The organism is Streptomyces sp. NBC_01241 (assembly GCF_041435435.1).
Classification (GTDB): domain Bacteria; phylum Actinomycetota; class Actinomycetes; order Streptomycetales; family Streptomycetaceae; genus Streptomyces.
Genome location: NZ_CP108494.1, coordinates 7987635 through 8007258 on the forward strand (window position 1 = coordinate 7987635; position 19624 = coordinate 8007258).

The 19624-nt window shown below is 70.2% G+C and carries 15 protein-coding genes and 3 pseudogenes; 9 read left to right on the forward strand and 9 right to left on the reverse strand.

What is annotated here, in order from left to right; translation table 11 throughout:
- Positions 1 to 13 precede the first annotated feature (13 nt).
- Both grpE and dnaK read right to left on the reverse strand, forming a co-directional pair.
- A complete protein-coding gene (gene grpE / locus OG306_RS36235; RefSeq protein ID WP_266750656.1) occupies positions 14 to 634 on the reverse strand; it encodes a nucleotide exchange factor GrpE in 621 nt (206 codons plus the stop codon).
- Entirely contained in the window at positions 631 to 2517 is a 1887-nt protein-coding gene (dnaK, locus tag OG306_RS36240) for a molecular chaperone DnaK (RefSeq protein ID WP_266750657.1), read from the reverse strand. The genes grpE and dnaK overlap by 4 nt, the downstream gene beginning before the upstream one ends.
- Positions 2518 to 2929: 412 nt before the next feature.
- On the opposite strand from dnaK, the gene OG306_RS36245 reads away from it, so the two are divergent.
- Both OG306_RS36245 and OG306_RS36250 read left to right on the forward strand, forming a co-directional pair.
- Positions 2930 to 3493, forward strand: a complete 564-nt coding sequence (locus tag OG306_RS36245; protein ID WP_266750658.1) for a hemerythrin domain-containing protein — start codon at positions 2930 to 2932, stop codon at positions 3491 to 3493.
- A 61-nt stretch (positions 3494 to 3554) separates the two neighbouring features.
- The gene (locus OG306_RS36250) at positions 3555 to 4328 is read left to right on the forward strand and encodes a VOC family protein (RefSeq protein ID WP_266750659.1); all 774 of its coding nucleotides are present in this window, start codon (positions 3555 to 3557) and stop codon (positions 4326 to 4328) included.
- A 165-nt stretch (positions 4329 to 4493) separates the two neighbouring features.
- On the opposite strand, the pseudogene OG306_RS36255 reads toward OG306_RS36250, so the two are convergent.
- The 4 genes and pseudogenes from OG306_RS36255 to OG306_RS36270 all read right to left on the reverse strand — a co-directional run bounded on the left by OG306_RS36255 (position 4494) and on the right by OG306_RS36270 (position 9261).
- Positions 4494 to 4939: pseudogene (locus tag OG306_RS36255) on the reverse strand (Crp/Fnr family transcriptional regulator).
- A complete protein-coding gene (locus tag OG306_RS36260; RefSeq protein ID WP_327349162.1) occupies positions 4936 to 5721 on the reverse strand; it encodes a deaminase in 786 nt (261 codons plus the stop codon). Before OG306_RS36260 ends, OG306_RS36255 begins: the two are co-directional and overlap by 4 nt.
- 187 nt (positions 5722 to 5908) lie before the next feature.
- Complete coding sequence (locus tag OG306_RS36265; RefSeq protein WP_371666104.1) at positions 5909 to 8476, reverse strand: ABC transporter permease; 2568 nt, start codon at positions 8474 to 8476, stop codon at positions 5909 to 5911.
- The gene (locus tag OG306_RS36270; protein WP_266750663.1) at positions 8476 to 9261 is read right to left on the reverse strand and encodes an ABC transporter ATP-binding protein; all 786 of its coding nucleotides are present in this window, start codon (positions 9259 to 9261) and stop codon (positions 8476 to 8478) included. The genes OG306_RS36265 and OG306_RS36270 overlap by 1 nt, the downstream gene beginning before the upstream one ends.
- Positions 9262 to 9526: 265 nt before the next feature.
- Between OG306_RS36270 and OG306_RS36275 the strand changes: the two genes are divergently transcribed.
- The 4 genes from OG306_RS36275 (at position 9527) to OG306_RS36290 (ending at position 12931) form a co-directional block, all read left to right on the forward strand.
- Positions 9527 to 9919: a multicopper oxidase domain-containing protein gene (locus OG306_RS36275; protein WP_266750665.1), complete on the forward strand. Its 393-nt coding sequence runs from the start codon at positions 9527 to 9529 to the stop codon at positions 9917 to 9919.
- A gap of 64 nt (positions 9920 to 9983) precedes the next feature.
- Complete coding sequence (locus OG306_RS36280) at positions 9984 to 10613, forward strand: alpha-ketoglutarate-dependent dioxygenase AlkB (RefSeq protein WP_327349159.1); 630 nt, start codon at positions 9984 to 9986, stop codon at positions 10611 to 10613.
- Between the two features lie 461 nt (positions 10614 to 11074).
- Entirely contained in the window at positions 11075 to 11842 is a 768-nt protein-coding gene (locus OG306_RS36285) for an SDR family NAD(P)-dependent oxidoreductase (protein ID WP_266750668.1), read from the forward strand.
- Positions 11843 to 11983: 141 nt separating this feature from the next.
- Positions 11984 to 12931: an NAD(P)-dependent oxidoreductase gene (locus OG306_RS36290; protein ID WP_266750670.1), complete on the forward strand. Its 948-nt coding sequence runs from the start codon at positions 11984 to 11986 to the stop codon at positions 12929 to 12931.
- 19 nt (positions 12932 to 12950) lie between these two features.
- Here the strand turns inward: OG306_RS36290 and OG306_RS36295 are convergent.
- Positions 12951 to 13106, reverse strand: a pseudogene (locus OG306_RS36295) (IS701 family transposase); the annotation flags it as partial.
- A gap of 399 nt (positions 13107 to 13505) precedes the next feature.
- Here OG306_RS36295 and OG306_RS36300 point away from each other — a divergent pair.
- The 3 genes and pseudogenes from OG306_RS36300 to OG306_RS36310 all read left to right on the forward strand — a co-directional run.
- Positions 13506 to 14165: a DUF1707 SHOCT-like domain-containing protein gene (locus OG306_RS36300; RefSeq protein WP_266750672.1), complete on the forward strand. Its 660-nt coding sequence runs from the start codon at positions 13506 to 13508 to the stop codon at positions 14163 to 14165.
- A gap of 362 nt (positions 14166 to 14527) precedes the next feature.
- Positions 14528 to 15229: an ABC transporter ATP-binding protein gene (locus OG306_RS36305; protein WP_266750673.1), complete on the forward strand. Its 702-nt coding sequence runs from the start codon at positions 14528 to 14530 to the stop codon at positions 15227 to 15229.
- Positions 15230 to 15344: 115 nt separating this feature from the next.
- Positions 15345 to 15642 (forward strand): annotated as a pseudogene (locus tag OG306_RS36310) (DNA-binding response regulator); the annotation flags it as partial.
- A gap of 54 nt (positions 15643 to 15696) precedes the next feature.
- Here OG306_RS36310 and OG306_RS36315 read toward each other — a convergent pair.
- Positions 15697 to 16653 carry an ABC transporter ATP-binding protein gene (locus OG306_RS36315; protein WP_266750674.1) on the reverse strand — a complete coding sequence of 319 codons (957 nt, stop codon included), beginning with the start codon at positions 16651 to 16653 and terminating at the stop codon, positions 15697 to 15699.
- 211 nt (positions 16654 to 16864) lie between these two features.
- Complete coding sequence (locus OG306_RS36320) at positions 16865 to 19624, reverse strand: FtsX-like permease family protein (protein ID WP_371666105.1); 2760 nt, start codon at positions 19622 to 19624, stop codon at positions 16865 to 16867.

A 19624-nucleotide genomic window follows, 5' to 3' on the forward strand; every position in this document is an offset into this window, starting at 1 on the left:
CGGCACCGCGGGGCTACGCGGCGGAGTCGGGCCCTGTCACCGCCACCTGGGCCGGTCTCAGGAGGTGGTCGCCGACCCGGTAGCCGTGCCGCAGCACCTCGGTGCATACGGCCTCACGGGCCCCGCCGCAGGCGTAGTACGTGATCGCCTCGTGGGCATGGGGGTCGAAGGGCTCACCCGCCGCACCGACGGTCCGCAGGCCCAGGGCGGCGAGCCGGTCCTGGAGCGTGCCGGAGAGAACAGCCGCCGCGCCGTGGTCGTCGCCCTGCCGGCGGACCTCTTCCACGACATCCAGGACCGGAAGCAGACCGGTGAGGACATTGACCACGGCGATCTCCCGTATCGCCAGGCGGTCGCGGCGCACCCGCTTGCGGTAGTTGTCGTACTCGGCTTTCAGCCGCTGCAGGTCCGCGGTCAACTCCGCGATCTGCTCACGCGGTCGTGCCTCGTCCAGCCGTGCGTCATGCATGCGTGCCTCGTCCGGCCGTGCACCTTCGGCTCCCGCTCGCGCCCGATCGGTCCCCGCGTCCCGGCGGCGCCGGGACGGAAGGGTGACCGGGGCGGGCCCGCGCCAGTCGCGCACCAGCACAAGTGGCCGCTCGCTCTGATGCCGGAGGTGCGGGTTCTTGTTCATCCGGTGCCTCCCTTCTTCTCGTCGTCGACGATCTCCGCATCGACGACCTCCTCCTCACCGGTGCCCGTGCCTCCGGGCGTGCCGCTGCCGGCCGTACCGCCTCCAGTGGATTGGCTGCCCTGCGCCTGCGCGTACAGGGCGGTCCCGATCCGCTGCGCGGCCGCCGCCGCCTTCTCGGTGGCGGTACGGATCTCGGCTGTATTGTCGCCCTCGGCGGACTCGACCTTGAGCTTTTCCTTGAGCTCGGCCACAGCGGCCTCGGTCTCGGAACGCACATCCGCCGGGATCTTGTCGGCGTTGTCCCGCAGCAGTTGCTCGGTCTGGTAGACCAGGCCCTCCGCCTGGTTGCGGGTCTCGGCGGCCTCCTTGCGCCGACGGTCCTCCTCCGCGTGCTGCTCGGCCTCGCGCATCATGCGGTCGATGTCGTCCTTCGGTAGCGAGGAGCCGCCGGTGACGGTCATCTTCTGCTCCTTGCCGGTGCCGAGGTCCTTGGCGGTGACGTGCATGATGCCGTTCGCGTCGATGTCGAACGCGACCTCGATCTGCGGGACGCCACGCGGGGCCGGCGGCAGGCCGGTCAGCTCGAACATTCCGAGCTTCTTGTTGTACGCCGCGATCTCGCGCTCGCCCTGGTAGACCTGGATCTGGACGGACGGCTGGTTGTCCTCGGCCGTCGTGAAGATCTCGGAGCGCTTGGTCGGGATCGTGGTGTTGCGCTCGATGAGCTTCGTCATGATGCCGCCCTTGGTCTCGATGCCGAGGGACAGCGGGGTGACGTCGAGCAGCAGGACGTCCTTGACCTCGCCCTTGAGGACACCGGCCTGGAGCGAGGCACCGATGGCGACGACCTCGTCCGGGTTCACACCCTTGTGCGGGTCCTTGCCGGTCAGCTCCCTCACCAGCTCGGTCACCGCCGGCATCCGCGTCGAACCGCCCACCAGAATCACGTGATCGATGTCCGACACCTTGATCCCGGCGTCCTTGACCGCGTTGTGGAACGGACCCTTGCAGCGCTCCAGCAGAGGCGCCGTGAGCTGCTCGAACTGTGCACGCGTCAGCTTCTCTTCCAGATGCAGCGGGCCCTCGGCCGACGCCGTGATGTAGGGCAGGTTGATCGTCGTCTCGGTCGCCGACGACAGCTCGATCTTCGCCTTCTCCGCGGCCTCGCGCAGACGCTGGAGCGCCATCTTGTCCTTGGACAGGTCCACGCCGTAACCGTTCTTGAACTGCTTCACCAGGTGGTCGACGACCTGTTGGTCCCAGTCGTCACCACCGAGGTGGGTGTCACCGTTGGTCGCCTTCACCTCCACCAGGCCCTCGCCGATCTCCAGCAGCGATACGTCGAACGTGCCGCCACCGAGGTCGAAGACGAGGATCGTCTGGTCGTTCTCCTTGTCCAGGCCGTACGCCAGTGCGGCGGACGTCGGCTCGTTGATGATCCGCAGCACCTTCAGGCCCGCGATCTGTCCCGCTTCCTTGGTCGCGGTGCGCTGAGCGTCGTTGAAGTACGCCGGGACGGTGATCACCGCGTCGGTGACGTCCTCCCCGAGATGCGCCTCGGCATCCCGTTTCAGCTTCTGCAGCACCCGGGCGGAGAGCTCCTGCGCGGTGTACTGCTTGCCGTCGATGTCGCCGGACTCGGGGAAACGCCAATGAGCGTCCCCCATGTGCCGCTTGACCGACCGCGCCGTGCGCTCGACGTTCGTCACCGCCTGCCGCTTGGCGACCTCGCCGACCAGCACCTCGCCGTTCTTCGCGAAGGCGACCACCGACGGAGTGGTCCGCGCTCCCTCGGTGTTCGCGATGACCGTCGGCTCGCCGGCCTCGAGCGCGGACACCACGGAGTTCGTCGTTCCCAGGTCAATGCCCACTGCCCGCGCCATCGCTGCCTCCTTTGCCCGTCATCGTCCGCATGACATAGCATTTGTCATCCTTTGGACGACATTTTACAACCGGATGGAGCCGAAGCGCATGGGCGGATCGAGTCGGTGACGATGTCCGCGGTACGGGTGAGGCGGTCGGCGGCTCCCGCCGTTCGGCAGGCGTCGACAGGGTGTCGAGCCGGTGGCCGCGGCGTGCGGGCGGCAATGCGGGATCGGGCGTGGACGCAGCGGCTCCGGAGTGCGGTGATGTTGCGCCGGGTACACGGTGAGGGCATGAGCCCGACCTGAGATTCGTCCTCCACAGCCCCTCGTCGGCCGAGTGGCGAAGGCGCACGGCCGGCTACGGGAACGGACCGAAGCACCCGCACCCCGCGCCGAGGCGCGACGAACCCGACCTGAGAAAGGGACCGTCATGGTCCACAGCGGCAACGTGATCGCCGAACTCACGGCCGATCACCGTGAGGTGGAGGAGTTCTTCGCCCGGATCGAGGCACAGCCGGTCGATCATCCCCAGCGGCGTGTACTGGCGAACCGGCTGACGGCGGAGCTGGTGCGGCACTCGGTGGCCGAGGAGATGCACCTGTTCCCGGCCCTTCGTGGAAACGTCCGCGACGGAAAGGGACTGGCGGCCGAGGAACTCGACGAACACGCCCAGGTCGAGCAGCTGCTCAAGGACCTCGAAGGCATGCACGCCAATGATCCGCAGTTCGACGACACCGTCGCGCAGCTGAAGGCGGAGGTCACCTCCCACATCGACGAGGAGGAGCACGACCTGTTTCCGAAGCTCGAGGCGTCCTGTTCCCCCGAGAAGCTGGACGAGCTGGGAGAGCTGGTGCGCCGGTCCAAGGGGACGGCTCCCACCCGCCCGCACCCCTTGCTCCCCGACACCCCGCCCGCCAACAAACTGCTCGCCCCCGGCGCGGGGCTGGTGGACCGCGTACGGGACCTGCTGAGCGGCCGCACCACCAAAGCCTGAAGTCCGGGCCACGCCTCGCCACCCGTGACCCGGACGAATTGTTCACCGGAAGGAGCATCGAATGCCGGCCCTCGAACGGATCATGCCGGTCGCCGGGGCGCCCTGCTGGGTGAACCTGATGGCACGCGACCTGCACGCGGCGCAGTCCTTCTACACCGAGGTCATGGACTGGGAATTCCGTGCCAGCACCCTCGGGAACAACTTCTCCGTCGCCATGGCGCACGGCGAACCCGTCGCCGGAATCGGAGCCTGCTCACCCGGCGGCCCTCCCACCGTCTGGACCCCGTACTTCGCCGTCCGGGACGCCGACGAGACGGCCGACCGGGTCCGGGAACGCGGCGCCACGCTCGCGATCGGTCCGCTCAAGATCGGCGCGGGGCGCGCCGCTCTCGCCGCCGACCGGGACGGGGCCATCTTCGGTTTCTGGGAGGGCCCGGCCCTGGCCTGGTCAGTGGGGCGGGGCAGCGCCGCCGCCCGGCTCGACCTGCAGACCCGCCACGCGTTCGAGGCTGCCATCTTCTACGCCGAGGTCTTCGACTGGGCCCAGCCGCCGGGCGGCTGCACGGTCGACTACGCGCAGGACCACGTCCTCGTCCAGCTCGCGGGACACACCGTCGCGACTCTGCGCGGCGGAGGCATCGAAACTGCCCCGGACCCGAAGATCAGGCCCCGTTGGATCGTCGACTTCCACGTCCAGGACGGCAAAAAGGCCGCCGCGGCCGCCATCGAGGCCGGGGGCGACTCCTCACCGGTTGCCTCGCTCGCCGGTTCCGCGAAGGACGCCTTCCTCATCCGCGACCCGGATGGCGGCTTCTTCACGGTGTCCGACGACTGACGCGGTGGGAGCATCGACTCCGGGACACCGACTCCGGCAGCACCGACCTCCCGCCTCTGTCCCCCGGACGGCGGTCCGGCGTACTCCCACGGTGCCCGGCGCGACCATGGGCGATACGTCGGGACCTTCGGGGCCCGAGACTCCCAGAACCCCGGGACGGGACTCTCAGGCCCGCGCGGCGGATTCGTAGAGGTCGAGCAGCCGACCGCGCGTCGCGTGCAGTCGTTGGGTGAGTACCAGGCCGACCCATTGACTGATCGCGAATCCGAACTCGGGGTCGGACCGGCAGAGCGCGCGGATCTGGGATGCGTCGAATTGGTAAGCGCGAACGGGGCTCACCGTCTCGGCTCCGAGCTCCCACTCGAAGGGCGGGAAGAGCCAGGACAGCCCGATCAGCTCGCCCGGCCCCAGGGACTCGATTTCCGTGCGACGCCGGTGCGGAAGCTGTGAGTCGAGGGTCACGGTGCCCGTCTTCATGATCCAGAAGTGGTCGGCAGTCATGGTTCCTCGAAGAGCCGGTGCCCGGCGGGGAAGAAGACGTTTTCGGCAAGGCTCAGGAGATGGTCGCGGTGTGCGGGCGACAGAGACGTGACTTTGAATGTGGTGGTCATCGGAGAACTCCTCCGAGGAACGGCTCTGCGGAGGGCGGAACCTCCGGCTGCCGTACGGCGTGCCCGGCATGACATCGCGTGGACCCGTGGGACGCGGCGTGCGATGGACATGGTCCGAGCGCGTCGGCTCGTGCGGTCACGAGGTTCTGCCGACCTCTCGTAGAGGAGTTGTTCCCCATCACGGCCGAAGTACGCGACCGGCCGCCCGCGAGACCAGCCTGTCCTGTACCGCTGCCGTGATCGCGTCGGGCGACTCCGTCACGGTGTGTGGCGGGTGTTGGGCCAAGCGTGGCCGGGCCGGCCGGGCGTGGTCGGGCCGGCCGAGGGCGGCCGGTCCGGCCACGCTCACCCGGCGGGACCTGCCGCCCCGGCGGACGGACACCGGGGCCTTGACGCTCAGACGGTCGGTGCTCCTTCGATTCGCCGGTTGCCGCCGTTGTACGCCTGCACAGCTGGTGGACGTCGACGGCGGAGTCCTGCGGGTCGTAGCGCACAGGCAGCCGGCGCTGTCCGTAGTCCTTGGCGAACTCGTCGTAGACGGTGTCGAGTTCGAAGTACTTGCGGTCGTCGACGTAGTGCGGCTTGTATGCGTCGCGGGTGGTGAGGAAGACGACCTCGTCGGGGGAGCAGTAGTACAGCGAACCCAGGCACATGGGGCACGGATGGGCGAGCACATAGAGGGTGATGCCGACCAGGTGCTCGGTGCCGAGCTTGGTGCAGGCCTCGCGGATGGCCGCCGTCTCGTGTGCCCGGCCCGGTCCGCGGCGTGCCCCCGGAGTCACGACGATGGCACGGAGCCCATCTTTCGGCCGGCTCGTGAGCTACCAGGGTATCGAGCCGGACTGGAGTACTCCAGCCGAACTTCTTCATCAGCGCTGGTCAGCGGCTTGGGTGTGGAGAATGTAGCGGGCTGGAGCCGTGGAAGTGAACTCCCTTGCATCTGTGAGGTGCTGAGGTCATGCCCTCGGCCTACTGCTGGGCGCTGATGACGTCCTCCGGGCGTCCGCCGAGTGCGACGCGGCCAGGGACCAGCGTTGCCACCGCGGTGAGCACCGCGGCGAAGCCGAGGGCCCCGAGGAACATCGGCAGGTCGACAGACGGCTGGGCGACGCCCGTCATCCCGACGCTGAAGGCGGTGAGCACCGCGAGCGAGATGGCCGTGCCGAGCACCGCGGCGACCAGAACGATCAGGGCGGACTCGATCCTGAGCATCGACATCACCTGGCGACGGGTCGTGCCGACGAGCCGCAGCAGGGCGAACTCACGGGTGCGGTCCGAGACCGACATGGCCAGGGTGTTGACCACGGCGATTGCGGTGAACGCGATGATCAGGCCCATCGCGAGGTAGTTGACCTCGGCGTTGGATTGCTGCACGTCGGCCTGGAGGTCGTCGACCTGGGTGCGGTCGAGGACGCCGATACCCGGGAATCGCTTGAGGGCGCCGGTCAACTGCTCGCGGCCCGCCTTGCCGTCACCGGCCGTCTTGACGAGGACGGAGGAGGCGAGTGGGTTGTCGACGTGCCGGGCGACCAGGTCGTGCGACATGGTCAGGTCGCCGAATCCCAGACCCCGTTCGTAGACGGCAGCGACCTTCAGTTCGGCCACGGTGGCGTCGCCGAGCGTCACCTTGAGCGTGTCGCCGGGCTTCTTGCCGAGGTGGTCGGCGGAGACGTCGCTCATCGCGATGCTGTTGTCCCCGAAGCCCTTGAGGCTGCCCCGGGAGACGTCCGGGTCCCAGTTCGTGGTGAGGCCCTGCGCGGAGATGCCCTGCGCGGAGTACTTGTCGAGGCCGACGCGGACCTGGGTCCGGACGATCTCGGTGACCTGGGTGACGCCCGGTACGGCGCGCAGCGCGTCCGTCGCCTCGGCGGGGACGCCGGGGCCGTTCGAAGCGACCACCCAGTCCGCCTTGTTGCCCGCCTCGGCCTGGGCCGTGGCGGCGTCGCCCATGGTGGTCTGCACGAACAGGACGGTGCAGGCCATGCCGATGAGCAGGACCAGTGGGGTGACGGCAGCGGCCATCCGCTTGGCGTTGGCCCGGGCGTTGGCGGTCGCAAGGTGACCACCGACGCGCGAGAACTTCAGAGGGATCCCGAGGATCGCGACGGCGACGCGGACGATGACCGGGCCGAGCAGCGAGACCGCGACGGCGAGGACCACGACGGACAGGAACGTGACGGGCTGCGAGGCCGGTTCGGTGCGCAGGAAGCCCAGCAGGACGACCACACCGATGCCGAGCGCCAGGACGAGCATCCCCATGCCGAGCCGCCCCCACGCGAAGTGGTGCTGTTCCATGGACGCCTCGGACAGGGCCTCGGCCGGGCGGATGCGGGCGGTGCGGCGTGCGGCGATGCGGGCCGCGACCCACGCCCCGAGCAGGGCCGCGCCGACGGCGGCGGTGAACGGCACGAAGCTGAAGGTGAGTTCGAGGGTGTCGGGGATGGCCTTGAAGTCGATGAACTTGCCGTGCAGCCAGTACGCGATGGGCAGACCCGCGACCGAGCCGAGTCCGCCCGCGAGGCCGCCGATGATCAGGGCCTCGCGGCCGATCAGCTGACGGACCTGCTTGGGGGTCGCGGCGATGGCGCGCAGCAGGGCGAGTTCGCGGTAGCGCTGCTGGATGGAGAGCGCGAACGTGCCGACGACGACGAGGATCGCGACGAGCAGCGACGTACCGCCCATGGCGCCGCCCATGGAGACGAGTTTGACCCGGGCGTTGCCCGCGTCGAGGAACTCGATGGGGCCGCGCTCGCCACCGGTGGCGACGGCATACCTGCGGCCGTTGCCGACGAGGGCCTTCTTGGCCTGGTCCGCGAGTTCGCTCGCCGAGACGCCGGGCTTGGGCAGCAGGCCGACGGTCGCGACCTGGCCGGCCCGTCCGGAGAGGTCGCGGGCTGTCACGTCGGAGAAGAACAGCGAGGACTGCTGGTGCAGGTCGCCGTCTTTGGCCGCCGCGATGCCGCTGACCTTGTACGTCGTCGGGGCACCGGTCGACTGGACGACGAGGCTGCTGCCGGTCTTGAGGCCGGTGCGGGCCGCGAGTTCCCGGTCGAGGACGACCTCGTCGGCGCCCGTGGGCGCCCTGCCGTCCGTCAGCTCGAACGGCGTCAGTGCGGCGGAGGACCAGGCGTGGCCGTAGGACGGCTTGCCGTCGATGCCCGGCACGATCTGGCCCTGGGGGCCGACCGCGTACGCCGGGAAGTTCGTCTCGGGCACCGCCTTGCGTACACCGGGCAGGCCGGCGAGGACCTCGGTGGTCCCCGCTGGGAGCCAGACCCGCTCGGCCAGCGGCTTCGCCTTGTGCTTCTCCTTGATCTTGTCTTTCTTCTTCTTGATGGTGGTCTGGTGGACGTTCTGGTCGGCGCCGACGATGACCGGGGCGGCGGCGTAGCGCTCGGTGGCGATGGTGCCGCGCAGACCGGTCTCCAGGAGGATGCCGCAGGCGGTGACCAGGGCGGCGGCGCAGAACAGGGCGAGGAAGGCGCCGATGAAGCCGCCCTTCCTGGCCTTGAGCGTCTGCAGTGCGTAGCGCAGCATCACGCCCACGCTCCCAGGTGTGTCATGCGCTCGGCGACGAGGTCGGCGGTCGGGGCGTCCAGCTGTCCGGCGATCTTGCCGTCGGCCAGGAAGAGGACGGTGTCGGCGTGCGAGGCGGCCACCGGGTCGTGGGTGACCATGACGACGGTCTGGCCGGTCTCGTTCACGCAGGCGCGCAGCAGGGAGAGGATCTCCTTGGCGGTCACGGTGTCGAGGGCGCCGGTCGGCTCGTCGCCGAAGATGACGTCGGGCCGGGTGATGAGGGCGCGGGCGATGGCGACGCGCTGCTGCTGGCCGCCGGAGAGTTCGGCGGGCCGGTGGGCGGCCCGGCCGCCCAGGCCGACGCGGCCGAGGATCTCGTCGAGCCAGTCCTCGTCGAGGCTCTCGCCCGCGAGGCGCAGTGGCAGCTCGACGTTCTGACGGACCGACAGGGACGGGATGAGGTTGAACGCCTGGAAGACGAAACCGATGCGCCGGCGGCGCAGCTTCGTCAGCTGGGTCTCGTCCATGTCGTTGAGTTGAGTGTCCCCGATGTAGGACCGGCCCGTGGTCGGCTTGTCGAGGCCCGCCGCGCAGTGCAGGAACGTCGACTTGCCGGAGCCCGACGGGCCCATCACCGCGGTGAAGGAGCCGCGCTCGATCCCCACGGAGACCCCGTCCAGGGCGCGGACGCCGCGGCCGTTCCTGCCGTACACCTTGGTCACGTCGGCCAGACGAAGGGCATGCCCCTGGTCGACCGTGTTGTGGCCGTTGTCGAGGGAAGGGCGGCTCGTCTCGGTCACCATGTTGCGACCTGTCCTCTCCATAGCGCGGTTCGGGGTCTCAGGGGGGGGTGATCTCCGAGCGTATAGGGCATCGAGTCGAGCGTGGTCCGTAGTTCAATTTCCGATCTGCACAACGTCCACCTGCAGGGTCAGCGGTTCCGTGTGATCGCCCACGACGGCACTCCCGTCGACCGGATCTGGACGGCCGACTCCCTCCTCCTCGCGGCGGGCGCCCGAAGGACCTTCCGCGCAACCGGCGGCCCTGCCCTCGGCGTTCGCGCCGGTCGTGGACCTGAGCCGCTCGGCGATCGCCACCCGGCGCACCGTCGTGTTCTCCGAGAGCAAGGACGGCAGCAAGGACTACATCAACGGCAGACGGTTCGCCCCGAACCGGGTGGACATCCGGTCCAAGCCGAACACGGTCGAGGAGTGGACCGTGCGCAACGACACCAACGAGGAACACTCGTTCCACGTGCATGTCAACAAGTTCCCATTGATGAGCATCAACGGCCGACCGCACCACGGTCACGGTCTGCAGGACACAGCGAGCGTGCCCGCCAAGGGGCAACTCGTCGTCCGGATCCACTTCAGGAACTACACCGGCAAGACCGTCCATCACTGCCACATCCTCATCCACGAGGACGCGGGCATGATGGCGGTGCTGGAGATCGTCAAGTAAACACCGGGTGCCCGAACCATCACCCAAATAGCGCACATGTTCGAATGAGGGGTACGCTGCATACATGGCATCGCACCAGCTCCAGGGGTCTCTGTTCGATCAGGGCGACGACGTGCGGCTACGCCCACTGCACGGACTCCGCAGAACAGAGCTTGGCGACGGCGCCTGGATCGACCTCCTGCCGGGCTGGCTGACCGGCGCCGACGCCCTGTTCGAACAACTGGCCACGGACGTCCCCTGGAAGGCCGAACGACGACAGATGTACGAGCGGGTCGTGGACGTCCCGCGCCTGCTCGCCTTCTACCGCGTCGGCGAACCGCTGCCCCACCCCGTCCTCGACGAGGCGCGGCAGGCGCTGTCCGCGCACTACGCCGCCGAGCTCGGCGAACCCTTCGCGACAGCAGGCCTGTGCCACTACCGCGACGGACGCGACAGCGTGGCCTGGCACGGCGACCGCATCGGCCGGGGGGCCCGCGAGGACACGATGGTCGCCATCCTCTCCGTAGGAACGCCCCGGGACCTGCTGCTGCGCCCGTGCCGCGGCGGCGATGTCGTCCGGCGGCCGCTCGGACACGGCGACCTGATCGTGATGGGCGGATCCTGCCAGCGGACCTGGGAGCACGCCATCCCCAAGGCCGCGCGGGTCGCGGGAGGGCGAATCAGTATCCAGTTCCGGCCGCACGGGGTGCAGTGATCCCGGGACACGCGGGGGAACTCACTCACAGGACGGACACCCCATCGCCCTTGGTCGCAGTCGGCTGAACCCGGACAAGGAATCGGCGCACGCACCTCAGTAACCCCGCGGCCCTTCCGGGCAAGTAGCAGATCAAGCTTTACGCGGCAGGTCACCTGGCGCTCCGGTCGGCGGTACTGAACGCCGCCGTGGGCGCGGTGTACTCGCGCGTCGAATGCGGACGCGTTGTCCTGGCCCGAGGCGGGGCGAACCGGTGCCGGAGTGGCAGGTGTGCCTCTCGGGGCCGGACTCCGCTCCGAGTGGCGTCGGTGCACCGGCCGGGGCGATTCTGGTGGAGACGGCCGGGCGGTGACCGAGGACGTGCCCAGTAGGACGAGGAATGCCTCTGCTGCCGTGAGTTCTGGGACCGCATTACCCGCATGCGGCATGACCGCCGGATTCCCGTGGACGGGAGAGGACCGATGAGCGGAAAGCTGACCGGCAGGAAGGCCCTGGTCACCGGCGGCGCACGAGGGATCGGCGCGGCCGTGGCCCGCAGGCTCGCCGCTGACGGAGCCGACGTGGCGATCAACTACCGGAGCAGCGGCGACGCGGCCGAAGCACTCGCCACCGAGATCGCGGCCGACGGCCGCCGCGCGGTCGCGATCAAGGCGGATGTCAGCGAACCGGACGAGATCCGCCGGCTGACCGATCAGGCCGCCGAGGCTCTTGGCGGACTGGACATTCTCGCCAGCAACGCCGGAATCGAGTACTTCGGCAAGCTGGACGATGTCACCCCAGCCGACTTCGACCGTGTCTTCGCCATCAACACCCGAGCTCAGTTCTTCGCCGTACAGAACGCGGTGCGGCATATGGGCGAGGGAGGGAGGATCGTACTGACGTCATCGCAGAGTGCGCACAAGGCCGTTTTCTACCACGCCCTCTATGCGTCGAGTAAGGCCGCCGTCGAATGTATCGCGCTCAACCTCAGCCCCGAACTCGGCCGGCGCGGCATCACCATCAACGCCATCGCGCCCGGGGGAACCGTCACCGACATGTCGGCTCAGGCGGCTTCCCAGTACGTCCATCCCGACGTCGACACTGATTTCCGCGACCTCATTCGCACCGCCAGTTCGCTCGGGCGGATGGCCCAGCCCGCCGAAATCGCCGCGGTGGTCTCGTTCCTGGTGTCGGACGATGCCTCGTTCATCACCGGCCGGACCATCCAGGCCGACGGCGGCTGGTTCTGACGTCACCGTGTCCGGCAGGGCGGGACTAACCGTGCAAGCGCATGCCGAGGAGGCCGTCGTCTGTCGGTTGAAGGCCACCGGCCGGCCGGTGAGCCGCAGAGCCGCATTACTTGAGTCGCCTTCCAGGATTGAGGTAGCGGAATGACGTATGCCGCCCAGGACCGCCCACGTATCGGCTGGATCGGTGTCGGCCGGATGGGCTTCCAACTCGCCACCCGGCTGCTGGACGCCGGGCACGACGTAGCCGTCTACAACAGGACCCGCTCCAAGGCCGAACCGCTCGCGGAGCAGGGAGCGACGCTCGTCGACCGGCCGTCAGATCTGTCCGACCGGGATGTCGTCTTCACCATGGTCGCCGCCGCGCCCGCCCTGGAGGCGGTCACCACCGGCCCCGACGGCGTGCTGACCTCGCCGGATGTCGCTCCGGGGGTGCTGATCGACAGCTCGACGGTCTCAACCCGGATGTCAGCGCTGATCCGGAGCGCATCTGCCGACCGTGGGACCGACTTCCTGGCCGCCCCGGTGAGTGGGAACCCGAAGGCGATCGCCGCAGGGAAGCTGACTGTCGCGGTCTCCGGCTCGCGCGAGGTGTTCGGCCAGGTCGAGCCATTGCTGGCACTGCTCGGGCGCGGGGTGACCTACGTCGGCGAGGACGAAGTCGCCCGTCTCGTCAAGATTGCGCACAACGTCTTCCTCGGTGTCGTCACCCAGTCGCTCGCCGAAATCATGATTCTCACAGAGAAGGGTGGTGTCAGCCGTGCCGCCTTCCTCGCATTCCTCAACGACTCCGTGATGGGCTCGGTCTACACCCGTTACAAGTCGCCCGCGCTGGTCAACCTGGACTTCACACCGACGTTCACCATGCCGCTGCTGCGCAAGGACCTCGACCTGGGATTGTCCGCGGCCCACGAGCTGGAAGTCCCGATGCCGCTCGCGGCCGCCACCGCTCAGCTCGTCATGGGCGCCATCGGCGCGGGGCACGTCGAGGACGACTTCGCCACGTTGATCCTCGAACAGGCCAGGAGCTCCGGCATCACGCTGACGCCTGAGAACGTGCCCGTGGGCGACGGTCTCTCGCCACAGCCATGACCTCCGTGATCAACCACCGCAGCAGATGCTGCATCGCGTCCGGGGCCGCATCGCCGGCGTGCTCGGCCAGGGGCCGGCAGTTCTTCCTCGGCAGGTCCGACAGCGGGCCCAGCACCAACGCCCGTGCCCGGTAGTGCGGTTCGACCCGGGCGACCCGGCCTGCGATCCGCTCCATCGCATGGTCGGACGCCACCGGGTAGGGGCTGCGTTGCACCCCGCGGCCACCGACTGATCTTCGTTCGTCCATACAGCTCACGACGATCACTGGTGGCCGTACCTGTTGCCGCACCGGCCCTGACTCGCCAGCCGCACCAGAGCCGATCTGCGGCTTCCGCGATACTCCGCTCGGACCTGGAAGCCGCCCCGGAGAATGGTGTGAACTGGACGCTGGGATGCGGTTGTTGCCACGACCCGGCCCTCGGCATGATGGCTGGCGCACGCCGTGAACCGCCATTGACCATCGTCTCTCCGTGATGAGACCCAGCCGGGACCCCCATCGCGATATGGCGTTAGTCTTCCACTTGCGCCGCTGCCTGCGTCGCGCGGAGACGTTCGACTGGACCAGGACGGAAGCATGTCAGGAGAGATTTCGCCCACCGGGAAGCGCTCCGGCCCCGACTCGTCGCCCGAGCTGCGAGCCTCTCATGCCGACCGGGACCGGGTGGTGGATGTGCTGCGTATCGCGGCGGGGGAGGGCCTGCTGACCATGGACGAGTTGGACGAGCGCCTGGAAACTGCTCTGTCGGCGCGGACTCTGAGGGAACTGACCACGCTCATCGCTGACCTGCCGCCCGTATCGGCCACGCTCGGCGCGACCGGAGCAGAGGGCAAGGACATCGTTCGGATCCAACAGGCCCACAGCGGCGCGGTCGAGCGCGTGGGGCGCTGGGTGGTACCGCGGAGGCTGGAGCTCATGGTGACGTTCTGCAAGGTGACGCTCGACTTCACTGACGCAGTGATCACGCACGACACCTTGCGGATCGACGTGGGCATGACGGGGAAGACCCTGACACTGGTCACGAGGCCGGGCATCGTGGTCGATACCGATGGTCTGCAGCTGGTACACAGCAGAGTCAAGTACCGTCAGACTCCGACGAATCCCGATACGCCGGTCACTTTGCGAGTGGAGTTGGTCGGTCGGAAGGCCCACGGCCGCGTAGTGGTACGGCCCCCGCGTCGGACGTTCGGGCAGTGGCTGCTGCGCAGGCACACGTCCCTTTCTGCGGGCGCTTGACTCCACCACCCACGAAGGGCTCGCCCTGTCCCGGGGAAGAACGTAGGACCCATTGAGTGCATCTCACCGGTCTTTGGCGGACGTGCGAGTCCGTGTCGCCGAAGCTTGCGCGTGAGGTGCCGGCCGGCCGCAGCCCCGGGGCTGAACGACACCACCCCTTCCTGATCGTCCGAGCCGTGCCGGGGAGGGGCGGCGCCCGGGTGAAACCACTGCTGGAGCACCGACGGAACTTCGTGGCCTCGGCCGATGCCTCTCCCCCGGAGATCGGTTCCTGCGTTGGGCGAAGGGCCGTAGAAGCATTGAGTGCCGGGCGGAAGGCCGCGATACTGACGACCGGCCTACGGGGGATCAAGGGAGGACACATGAGCCAGGTTGTCACGGGGACCATGGTGCGCGTCGAGAACGTCCACAAGTCGTACGGCCAGGGAGCCGCCGCCGTCCATGCCCTGCGCGGCGTCTCCTTCGACATCCCCCGCGGTGAGCTCGTTGCGCTCAAGGGGCGCTCGGGCTCCGGGAAGACCACCCTGCTGAACGTCGTCGGAGGGCTCGATGCACCGGACCGGGGCCGGGTCACCGTGGACGGCCTGGACCTTTCGGAGCTCGGCGAGGACGGCCTGCTGGCGCTGCGCCGGGACCGGATCGGCTTCGTCTTCCAGTCCTTCGGCCTCATCCCGATCCTGACGGCCGCGGAGAACGTGGGCGTGCCGATGCGCATGCGCCGGGCCGACATACGGGAGCGCGAGGAGCGAGTCGAGCTGCTGCTGTCCCTGGTGGGCCTCGCCGACCACGCGGCCCAGCGGCCCGGCGAGCTCTCCGGCGGCCAGCAGCAGCGGGTCGCCATCGCCCGCGCCCTGGCCAACAACCCTTCGTTGCTGATTGCCGACGAGCCCACCGGCCAGCTGGACGCGGAGACCGGCCATGCCGTGATGGAACTGCTGCGGGCGGTCGTGCACAGCGAACAGGTCACCGCCCTGGTGGCCACGCATGACGCGACGCTCCTCGACCTGGCCGACCGGGTGCTGGAACTGCGCGACGGGGAGATACGGGACGAGACGGGGGAGTAGACCAAGCCGTCGCCTGTCAGGATTGCGTCATGTTCCCCGACCTGCGCCTCGTCACATAGGTCGGGATCGTCGGCCGTGAGGCCGATGCTGTGCAATCAGCAGGGACCGGAAGACAATGAGGGGCAAGGAGCGCAGGTACGAGGCGGACGTTGCCCACGACGGTGCCGACGCGCTCCAAGGGCCGCCCGCGACCCGGACGTGGTCGTCCTTGACCTGGGGCCGGCAAACACTCCTCGGACGAGAAAGTGGAGGCGCTGTGCGCGGGCGCCGACGACTACGTCACCGAGTCGTTCGGCATGGACGAGCTGCCGACCCGCCTGCGGGCCGCCGTGCACCGGGCCGAGCCGGCCGGAAGCAAAGAGGACAACGTGCTGGCCGGGACCGACGGGTTCACCGTCGACCTGGCCGCCGAGGCGCGTTGATGTGGCGAGCAGCCCGCGCACCCGCTGTTCGGTCACGGCCGGCGATCAGCTGCGCCCGCTGTCGTCCGGCCATACGGTGATGTGGTCCTCCTCCAGGTCCAGCGCCACTCGGTCGCGCATGCCCAGCGCCCTCGTGTACTCGGCCGGCAGCTGGAGGCGGCCGGCCCGGTCGAGCATGGCGTACTCGCGGGCCACCAGCGTCTCGTGGCCAGTGGTCTCGTCGACCTCGCTGCGGCGCAGGACCTCCGTGGAGGTGCGGCCGTCGCGGATGGCGACCGTGCGGCGGACCTCGGTGGCCACGGCGCGGTCATGGGTGACGATGACGATTGTGGTGCCCAGCTCCTCGTTCGCCGTGCGGAAGGCGGCGAAGATCTGCTGGGCGGTGTGGGAGTCGAGCTCGCCGGTGGGTTCGTCGGCGAACAGCACCGCCGGGTCGCAGGCGAGGGCCACGGCGATCGCGACCCGCTGCTGCTGACCGCCGGACATCTCATGCGGGCGGCGGTCCCGGCAGTCGGCGACCTGGAGCAACTCCATCAGTTCCAGGGCACGTTCGACGCGGGCCCGGGACCGACGCCGCCCGCCCGCCAGCTGGAGGGGCAGGGTGACGTTCTGGGCCGCGGTGAGATACGGCAGCAGGTTGCGGGAGGTCTGCTGCCAGATGAAGCCGACCACCTTGCGCCGGTAGTGCAGACGGTCCTTCGCGGTCATGGCCAGCAGGTTGTGGCCGGCCACCTCGGCCGCCCCGGCGGAGGGGGTGTCCAGGCCGGCCAGGATGTTCATCAGGGTGGACTTGCCGCTGCCCGAGGCGCCCACCAGGGCTAGGAGTTCGCCCTCGCGGACGAGCAGGTCGAGGCCCTGGAGGGCCTGCACCTCCACGCCGTCCGCCGAGAAGATACGGACCAGACGGTCGCAGGTGATGAGGGCGTCGTGGCCGTAGGCGGGCCGCGCGCGGGTGGCGGTCGCCTTGTCGGCCAGTTCGGCGAGGGTGGGATTCGTCGTCATCGGGCTCCTTGTTCAATGGGGGGCCGCGGCCGGCCGGGTGCGCGCCGGGGCTGCCGCGTGCGGGCGAGGCCGCCAGAGTAGGGGCCCGGGCCGCCGAGGCTGCCGTGGTCCGGGGCCGGGGCCGCCGAGCCCGCCGGGGTCAGGGGACGGAGTCGCCGGAGCCCCCAGGGTCTGGCGCCGGGGCCGCCGGGGACGGGGTGCGCTGCCCCTCTCACTTCGTGTCACCGGCTCTCAACTCCCGCACCGCTCCTCTCCGCCCCGCCCACCACGCCTGTACGCCGGCGATTCCCACCGTCACCGCCACCACGGCCAGCGCCGGTACCGTCAGTGACCAGGCGTCGGTGTGCAGCGGGGTCTGCTCCAGAGGAGCGACCGAGGGCGGCAGGGCCACTGCGGTCAGGTCCATGCCGGGGGAAAGCAGGCGGATCGCGGCCCAGCCGGTCAGGACGCCGCCCGCCGCGGCGAGCACGGCCTGGGGCAGGGACTCCAGGACGAGCAGGCGGCGGCCCTGCCGACGGGTGAGGCCCATGGTGCGCAGACGGGCGAGCAGCGCGATGCGCTCGGGGGCGGCGCGCAGGAGTGACAGGAGCAGCGCGAGCACGGCGTAGCCGGCGCCTGCCGCCACCGCCGCCGTGTAGAGGTGCTCCACGCCGGACTGGAGGGGGGAGTCGACGTACTGGGCTCTCTCGTCGGCGCGGAGGCGGACCGACACCGCGTCCCCGGCCGCCTCGCGCAGGGCACGGCCGTCCGCTTCCGGGCCCGTCACCAGCAGCGTCGTCGGCCTGGCCGCCGTGGCGCCGAGGCCGGCGCGGTCCACCACCAGGAAGTCGGCGCCCATCACGGCCGGAGTGATGTCCCGGACGAGGACGATGCGGACGCTGACACTGCTGCCGTCCTCCATGCTGACGGGGAACGGAGCCGAGCCGTGGACGTCCGCCACGCTCGGGGAGGCCACGGCGGGCAGCACGGCGCCGGTCCCCGGGCCGCCCCGGCCCTTCTTCAACACTCCTTCGGAGAAGGCACCGAGCCCCGTCCGCCTCGTCAGCTCCGCGTAGCCGCCGGGATCCACGCCCACCACTGGCACCGACTGGCGCCCGTCGTTCGGCTTCGCCCGGTACGCGACGCTCACCGCCGCCACGTCCCGCACGCCGGAGACCCGGCGCACCCGGTCGGTGAGCCCCGTGGGCAGGGAATCCACCGTCGCATCCAGTCGGGCGTCGGCCCCGACGGCGAGGAGCGCCGAGTGGTCCCGGGCCTCGCCGATGCCCGCCAGGACCGAGCCGCCGAACGAGGCCGTGGTGAGGGCGGTGAGCAGGGCGAGCAGCGGCAGCACCGCGGACGCGGAACTGCGACCGGCCCGGGCCAGGGACAGATGGGTCACCACACCGCGCAGCCGCCCGGCCGGGCCGGCCATGCCACGCAGGGGAAGGGGGTAGAGGCGGACCAGCAGCAGCGCGGCGATCACCCCCACCAGCACGGGCGCCGCCGAGATCAGCTGATCGTCGGACCCGTCGGACGTGCCCTGCCGGCGCAGCGTCACCACCGCGCCGGCGGCCACCGCCACCAGCGTCAGCTCCGCGACCGTACGTCGCCGGGACGGTCGTACGGACGTCACGTCCTGGCGGAGCGCGGGGATACGGACGAGCCGGTGGGCGGCCGCCGCGCGCAGGGGGAGGGCGGCGCAGGCGACGACCGTGACCGCGAGGGCGGCCAGTACGGCGGGCAGGGCCCGGGCGCCGGGGAGGGCCCGCACCGCCACGACCAGGCCGAGCGCCCCGGCCGGGACGGCGACCACCGCCGTCTCCGCGAGCAGGCGGGCGGCGAGGCCCGGCAGCGAGGCGCCGCGGGCGCGCAGCAGGGCCAGTTCGGTGCGGCGACGGTCGGCCGTGAGGCCGCCCGCCATCGCCAGGACGACGGCGGCGACCGTACCGCTGCCGAACGCCGCGACCGAGATCAGCGCAGAGACGCCGGAGTGCAGGCGGGAGTAGGAGGCGAGCACGTCGTCGAGGTCGGTTTGGGCGTCCGTGAAGGGGTCGATGGCCGTGCGCACCTGCTGGAGGCCGGGGCCCGACTCCAGGGCGGCGAGCGCGGACTTGAGCGCGCCCAGGTCACGGTGGTGCAGAGTGTTCGGGTCGGGGGCCAGCCGCCAGTAGCGGTAGGGCAGCCCCTCGGTGCCCAGAAGCGCGGGAGCGGCCTCGGACGGCAGCAGCAGGGCACCGAGCCAGTACCGGGGAGATTCCGGGTCCGCGGGCGTTACCCGCATCAGCGCGGGCGTGCGCAGCAGGGTGTCTGTCGCCCAGTAGGCGCCGTCCCGGTCGCGCGGGGCAACGATGCCGGTGACCCGGACGGCGAGCGCGTCCCGACCCGCGCCGGGGACGTGCAGGACCGACCCCACCTCGATGCGCAGGCTCTTGGCGGTGTCCGCGCTGACCGCCGCCTCCACCTCGGGCGTCGTCGCGGTGACCGTGCCGGACGCGCGTGGCAGACGGCCCTCGCTCAGCCGGGCGTGGTCGGCCAGGCTCGCCTGCGCGACGAGGGCGACCCGGGCGGGCAGCCCGCTCGGCCGGGGCAGCCAGGGTTCGGGCACCGCCTGGTTGACGGACGTGGCCACGCCGTACGACGACTGGCCGGGGTCGGGGACGAAGGGGCGCCGGACCGTGCCGAGGATGCTGGCGTACTGGCGCTTCACGGTGGCGGGGAGCAGCGCCTGCTCGCGCTGGTCCTGCGGCAGGTCCGGCAGGGGCACCGGGGCGGACAGACCGACGACGCTCCGGGAGTGGGGCACCTGTTCGACGGAGCGGCGCAGGCCCGCGTCCTCGTACCGCTCCAGCGCGCGCGGGAACGCGGCGGCCAGGCAGGCGGTCACCGCCACCAGCAGCGCGAGGGCCAGAGCGGCAGCGGGGGCCGACCGCAGACGGGTGCGGACCCAGGGGGCGGCGGCACGTTCCACACGCCTGAACGGGATTACCAT